Below are 6,468 nucleotides of genomic sequence, written 5' to 3'. Positions count from 1 at the left end.
TGCATCGGCGGCGGCCTACGAGACGGCCTTCGCCGCCACGGTGCCTCCACCGGTGATTGCTGCCAACCGGGCGCAGCACTCAATGCTGGTGGCCACCAACATCCTGGGGCAGAACACCCCGGCGATCGCGGCCAACGAGGCTCAATACCTCGTGATGTGGGCGCAAGATGCCAGTGCGCTGTACGCCTACGCCGCCAAATCGGCAGCGGCAGCGCAGCTGCAACCGGTGACGCCCCCGGCGGACAACACCAACCCGGGCGGGGCTGGCTTGCAAGCTGCCGCAGTCACCAACGCCGTAAACAGCAACGCGACGGCATCGGGGCTCAACGGGGTGCTGTCCAGCCTCACCAGCACGCAGGGAGCGCTCGCCAACCCGCTCGCGGCGGCCGCGGATGCACCCACGGGAACGTCGGTTTGGCAAGGTCTCAATGACCTCCTGAACACCGGCATCGTGTTCAACAGCATTAACTCGGCCGATGTCACGGCGTCCTGGTTCACGATGATGACGATCTCGGCCATGGCGACCCTGGGACACTTCGTTGCGAATGCTCCGGCGGGCGTCACCGTCGGCGATGTCACCCCCTTGGGCGCCGGCTTGGGCGGAGGAATCCTGGCGGGCGCGACGGCGCCTGCGGGCGGCGGCTTTGGTGCGGCGCCGGTCGCTGCGGGCATGGGCCAGGCTTCCCTGGTGGGCAAGTTGTCGGTGCCGGCCAGCTGGTCGGCGGGGACTCCCGAAACCAGCGCTGCCGCGGAGTTCGAGGGTTCAGGTTGGACCGTCGCTCCGGAAGAAAACACTGGGGTGGCAACGGTGCCGGCCGGGATGCCTTCGGTAGCGTCGGCCGGACGCGGCGGTGCGGGCTTCGGCACTCCGCGGTACGGAGTTAAGCCCACCGTGATGCCGAAGACGGTCCTGGTGTGACGGACGCGGAAACGACCCTGCGGCCCTGATCTTCAGCTCGCGTAGTCGACGGATCGGTCGACGACGGCGCTGCCCAACACGGCGAACAGTTCGCGTTCCACCGCCGCTTGCACATCCTCGGACGGCGCCGCCTGGGCCGGCAGCACCACAGAAAACACGTCGTCCACCATCGAGCCCAGCGTGGTGACCTTCGCCCAGACGATGTCGACAGCAGCGCGCTCCAAGGCGCCGGTCAGTTGCGCGAGCAAGCCCGTCCGGTCGGTCGCGCGAATTTCCACGATCAGCCGCTCAGGCGTGCCGCCGAACCACAAAATGCGCGGCGGAGCGGTCGGCCGATGGGCGGGCACGCCGGTCGGCACGTCCCCGACGGGGCTGCTATGGGCTTCGCCCTCTCGGCGCCGGTCCAGCATCCCCTGGACGTCGAGGTCGCCGGCCAGTGCACCGACCAACTGCTGGCGCAGAAGGTCGGCCGCCGCGGGCTGCCCGAACAGCGGCGACACCACGAACTCATTGATCGCAGCACCTTGGTGGATGTTCACTGCGGCGGAATGCACTCGTAGCGAGTTCAACGCCAACACGCCCGCAGCTTTCGACAACAGTCCCCGCTCGTCGGGGGCGATCATCACGACGTGATACCGCGAGCCATCGCCCTGCCTGACTTCAACATGAACCGCGTGGTCGTCTGCCAGCGAGAGATATTCGGGGTCAATGGGATCGGGATGCGGCAAGCTCTCTCCGGCCATCACCAGATGGCAGCGTCGTACCAGATCGCTGATCAGCGAGGCCTTCCACTCACTCCACACCCCTGGGCCGGTCGCCAGCGAGTCAGCCTCCGTCAACGCGTGCAGCACATCGAGCACAACCGGGTCTCCCCCGACCGCATCGGCGACCGCTGCGATGGTTTGGGGGTCATTCAGGTCACGCCGAGTGGCCGTCTTGGCCAAGAGCAGGTGGTGGCGAACGATTTTCGCCAGCATCTCCGCGTCGGCCGGCCACATGCCCAGCCGGGCGCCGATCACAGTGGCCAACTCCGCACCGATCACACTATGGTCGGTGCCGCGCCCTTTGCCGATGTCGTGCAGCAGTGCAGCCAGTATCAGCAGGTCCGGCCGCGCCACGCGGGTCGCGAAACCGCTTGCCCGAACGGCAGTTTCGACGAGGTGACGATCCACGGTCCAGGTGTGGATCGCGTCGCGGGGCGGTAAATCGCGGATGGCGGCCCACTCCGGGAGCAGCCGGGTCCACAGGCCAACCCGGTCGAGGGATTCGATGGTCGCGACCGCGGCCGGCCCGGCACTGAGCAGAACCAAGAGGTCGTCCACAGCGTCGGCTGGCCACGGGGTGGGCAATTCGGGTGCGGTGTCGGCGAGCCGGCTCAGCGTGGCGGACGCGATGGGCAGTCCCGCAACGGCCGATGCAGCAGCCACTCGCAGCAGCAGCCCAGGGTCGTTCTCTGGTCGGGCGTCACGGGCCAGCACGACCTCCCCGGCGTACTCGACCACACCGTCGTCCAGTGGCCGGCGGCGCCGTCGTCGCAAGGCCGACATCCCTCGGCGCGGCAGAGAATTCGCGGCGGTCCGCAAGGCGGCGTCGACGTGGTAACTGATGGTTCGAGCCGCGTCCGACAGGACGCGCGCCAGGTCAAACCTGTCACCCAGCTGCAGGGCGTCACTGATGTCGTCGGCGTATTGGGCCAACAACACGTCATGGCCGCGACCAGACACCCGATGCAGCTCGGTGCGCACATCAATCAGCGCCCGACAAGCCCAGTCCACCGAACCAGCCAGGGTCTCCGGGGTCCGGAGTGCCTGCCGGTCGGCGAGCTGCGCGATAGCCAGCCCGTCGAGCAACTGGATGTCACGCAGGCCACCGCGCCCGAATTTCAGATCAGGCTCGGCGCGGTGTGCAATTTCGCCGGTGCGACGCCAACGGGCCTGGGCTGCCTCGACGAGTTCGCCGAATCGAGAACGGATCCCGCTTCTCCACTGCTGCCTAACGCCGTCGATCAAGTGCTCCGACAGCGCGGCGTCGCCGGCAATGTGGCGTGCTTCCAGCATGGCCAGGCCCGACGAGATGTCCGCACCGGCGATCTCCAGCGCCTCGGCGACGGTTCGCACGCAGTGATCGAGGCGAATGTTGGCGTCCCACAGCGGATACCACAACAGGTCGGCGACCTGGCCGACAATGTCGGCAGGCATGTTGTTGTGCAGCAACATCAGGTCGAGGTCCGAGTGCGGCAGCAGCTCCGCTCGGCCCAGAGACCCGGTTGCGACGATCGCGAACCCGCTGTTGGCGGTGATGCCGATCTCAGCCGCCTTGGTCGTCAGCCAAGACTCGTGCAGATCCTGCCACGCCTTTCGCAGTGCCGCCGAATCCAGGTCGCGCGGACCGCGCGCAAGCAGGCGCTCCCGCGCAGCGACCAAATCGATTGCGGGGCGGGCGCTTTCAGGAGCCGGACCCTCCCATCGAGAGTCTGGGACGGGATCTGACCTGCGTGGTCTCATACTATGCGGGTTGGATCAAATAGATCTGGTCGAGCAGACGCAAAAGCCCACGAAACGTGCGGAATTCGATACCTTTGCGTCTGCTTGCGCAAACTCGCGGCCGACCTCAGAGGGCATCGGGTCCACGCTCACCGGTGCGTACCCGCACAACGGTTTCTACCGGGCTGACCCACACTTTGCCGTCGCCGATCTTGCCGGTGCGTGCCGCCCGAACCACGCTGTCGACGACTTTGTCGACGATGGAATCGTCGACAACAACCTCGATGCGAACCTTCGGGACGAATTCGACCGAGTACTCAGCGCCCCGGTACACCTCCGTGTGACCCTTCTGCCGCCCGTACCCCTGGACTTCGCTCACCGTCATCCCCAGGACGCCCGCCTCCTCCAGGCTGGTCTTGACGTCGTCGAGCGTGAACGGCTTCACGATCGCGGTGATCAGCTTCATATCCACTCTCCTCCAAGGCGTGACGACCAAGAACCGATCCGCTGACGACCGCGAAATCGTAGCCGCTCTCAGCGTGTTGAGCCTCATCGATGCCTGAGGCTTCGTCCTCTGGGCTCAGGCGCAGCCCGATGGTGTATTTCAGGATCAAAGCCAAGATAGCGGTGACCACAGCCGAATACGCGAGAACGCTGAAAGCGCCGATGGCTTGGCGTTCCAGCTGAGCGAACCCGCCACCGTAGAAGAAGCCGGGCGATACGCCGGTGACGCCGGCGATCGCGGTGGTCTGCGGGGCGGCGAGCAGGCCGACCAACAGCGTGCCCACCAGACCGCCGACGAGATGCACTCCGACCACGTCGAGTGAATCGTCAAAGCCTATTCGGTATTTCAGCCCTACCGCCAGCGCGCAGAACACGCCGGCCAGTACGCCGATCACCAAGGCGCCCACCACATTGACTGACGAGCACGACGGCGTGATGGCGACCAGGCCGGCGACGATGCCTGACGCCGCTCCCAACGAGGTGGCGTGTCCGTCGCGGACGCGCTCGGTGAGCAGCCAGCCGAGCATGGCGGCGGCGGTCGCAACCGTGGTGGTGATGAACGTGGCGCCCGCAGCGCCGTTGGCGCTGGTCGCTGATCCGGCGTTGAATCCGTACCAGCCGAACCACAGGAGTCCGGCACCGAGCATCACAAACGGCAGATTGTGCGGCCGCATCCGAATTTTGGGCCAGCCTTGCCGCCTGCCGAGAACAATCGCCAGCACCAGCCCGGCCGTCCCGGCGTTGATGTGCACTGCGGTGCCGCCGGCGAAGTCGATTGCGTGCAGCTTGTTGAGAATCCAGCCGCCGTGCGCGGCCGCGAACTTGTCGGCCGCGAACACCCAGTGTGCGATCGGGAAATACACGAAAGTCGCCCACAGTCCCGCGAACACCGTCCAGGCGCCGAACTTCATCCGGTCGGCCACCGCACCGGAGATCAGCGCGACGGTGATGATCGCGAACATCAGCTGGAATGCGACGTAGACGACGTGGGGCATGGTGCCCGCCAATGGGATTTGAAGCGCCGCGGTGTGGGTCTTCGGATCCTCGGCGACAGCGTTGACACCGATGAGGCCTTTGAGTCCCCAGTACTGGGTTGGCCGGCCGGCGATATTGCCGACGTCGTCACCGAAGGCCAACGAGTAACCGTAGAGCACCCATAGCACCGTCACGACGCCCATCGCGCTGACGCTCATCATGATCATGTTGAGCACGCTTCTGGCGCGGACCATCCCGCCGTAGAAGAACGCCAAGCCCGGCGTCATCAACAGCACCAACGCGGAACTCGCCAGCATCCAGGCGGTGTCACCAGTATTGGGAATGCCCATGGTTGGGAATTGGTCCACTCGACATCACCTCCGGTCGGCGCAGCCCCGGCCACCAAAGGTGACCGATGACCTTGTCAGACAATGCGCAAAGGTTGTTGCGGCGTTAGTGCCTCAACGTTTCGCGGAGGTTACGTAATTCTCACTGCGAGCGATGGGGTTAGCCCAGCAGCGCGTCGACGAAGGCCGCAGGCTCAAAGGGGGCGAGGTCGTCTGGCCCTTCACCGAGCCCGACCAGTTTCACCGGCACGCCCAGTTCCTGTTGGACGCGGAAAACGATGCCCCCCTTGGCTGTTCCGTCCAACTTGGTAAGCACGGCGCCGGTGATGTCGACGACGTCGGCGAATACCCGCGCCTGGGCCAGTCCGTTTTGACCGATGGTGGCGTCGAGCACTAGCAACACCTCGTCGACCGCTGCCCGCCGGCTGACCACCCGCTTGACTTTGCCGAGTTCGTCCATCAGCCCGGTTTTGGTATGCAGCCGGCCTGCGGTGTCGATGAGCACGACGTCCGCGCCCGTGGCGATGCCCTTGTCGACGGCGTCGTAGGCCACCGAGGCGGGGTCGGCGCCCTCGGCGCCGCGAATCACTTCGGCGCCGACGCGGGCGGCCCAGGTCTCCAGTTGGTCGGCCGCGGCGGCCCGGAAGGTGTCGGCGGCTCCGAGCACGACGCGCCGGCCGTCGGCCACCAGCACGCGCGCCAGCTTGCCGACTGTGGTGGTTTTCCCGGTGCCGTTGACGCCCACGACAAGCAGCACCGAGGGGTGGTCGGGGTGCGGCAGCGCGCGGATGGAGCGGTCCAGCTCGGGGCGCAGCTCGCCGATCAGGACTTCCCGCAGCACCGTGCGAGCGTCGGCCTCGGTCCGCACGCTGCTGGTGGCGAGCCGACTGCGCAGCTGTGAGACCACCGATTCAGTGGCCGCCGGGCCGAGGTCGGCCACCAGCAGGGTGTCCTCGACGTCTTGCCAGGAGTCTTCGTCGAGGTCGCCGCCGCCGAGTAGGCCAAGCATGCTGCGGCCCAGCGCGTTGTGCGACCGGGCCAGCCGGCCGCGCAGGCGTTCCAGGCGTCCCTCGGGAGGTGCGATCGCGCCGATGTCGGGTGCCGCGGCTGGTGCATCGATGTCGGGTGCGGCGGGCGCTGCCTCGACGTGCTGGGTCTCGGGCTCGGGCAGCTGGACGTCGGCGATCGAACGCTTGACCGCGTCGCGCGGGACGGCTGCGTCGTCGCCGACGCCGGGCAG

5 protein-coding genes are annotated in these 6,468 nt (G+C 66.9%); 1 reads left to right on the top strand and 4 read right to left on the bottom strand.

The window, feature by feature from the left end:
* Positions 1–919, top strand: a 919-nt coding sequence (locus tag VFA16_RS20150) for a PPE family protein, SVP subgroup (protein WP_324969523.1), incomplete at its 5' end; no start/stop codon positions are given.
* Between the two features lie 32 nt (positions 920–951).
* On the opposite strand, the gene VFA16_RS20145 is transcribed toward VFA16_RS20150, so the two are convergent.
* From VFA16_RS20145 to ftsY, 4 genes are all read right to left on the bottom strand, one after another.
* Positions 952–3,423 (bottom strand): [protein-PII] uridylyltransferase, encoded by a 2,472-nt coding sequence (locus tag VFA16_RS20145; RefSeq protein ID WP_324969522.1) that lies wholly within the window; start codon positions 3,421–3,423, stop codon positions 952–954.
* A 106-nt stretch (positions 3,424–3,529) separates the two neighbouring features.
* Positions 3,530–3,811 carry a P-II family nitrogen regulator gene (locus VFA16_RS20140; RefSeq protein ID WP_232070477.1) on the bottom strand — a complete coding sequence of 94 codons (282 nt, stop codon included), beginning with the start codon at positions 3,809–3,811 and terminating at the stop codon, positions 3,530–3,532.
* Positions 3,720–5,249 carry an ammonium transporter gene (locus VFA16_RS20135; protein ID WP_324969521.1) on the bottom strand — a complete coding sequence of 510 codons (1,530 nt, stop codon included), beginning with the start codon at positions 5,247–5,249 and terminating at the stop codon, positions 3,720–3,722. The genes VFA16_RS20140 and VFA16_RS20135 overlap by 92 nt, the downstream gene beginning before the upstream one ends.
* Positions 5,250–5,388: 139 nt before the next feature.
* On the bottom strand, positions 5,389–6,468 hold a 1,080-nt coding region (ftsY, locus tag VFA16_RS20130; protein WP_324969520.1), incomplete at its 5' end, for a signal recognition particle-docking protein FtsY.

This window comes from Mycobacterium sp. (genome assembly GCF_035653355.1).
GTDB lineage: Bacteria > Actinomycetota > Actinomycetes > Mycobacteriales > Mycobacteriaceae > Mycobacterium.
The sequence above is the reverse complement of the archived record's forward strand: the minus strand, read 5'-3'. Positions and strand labels throughout refer to the sequence as shown.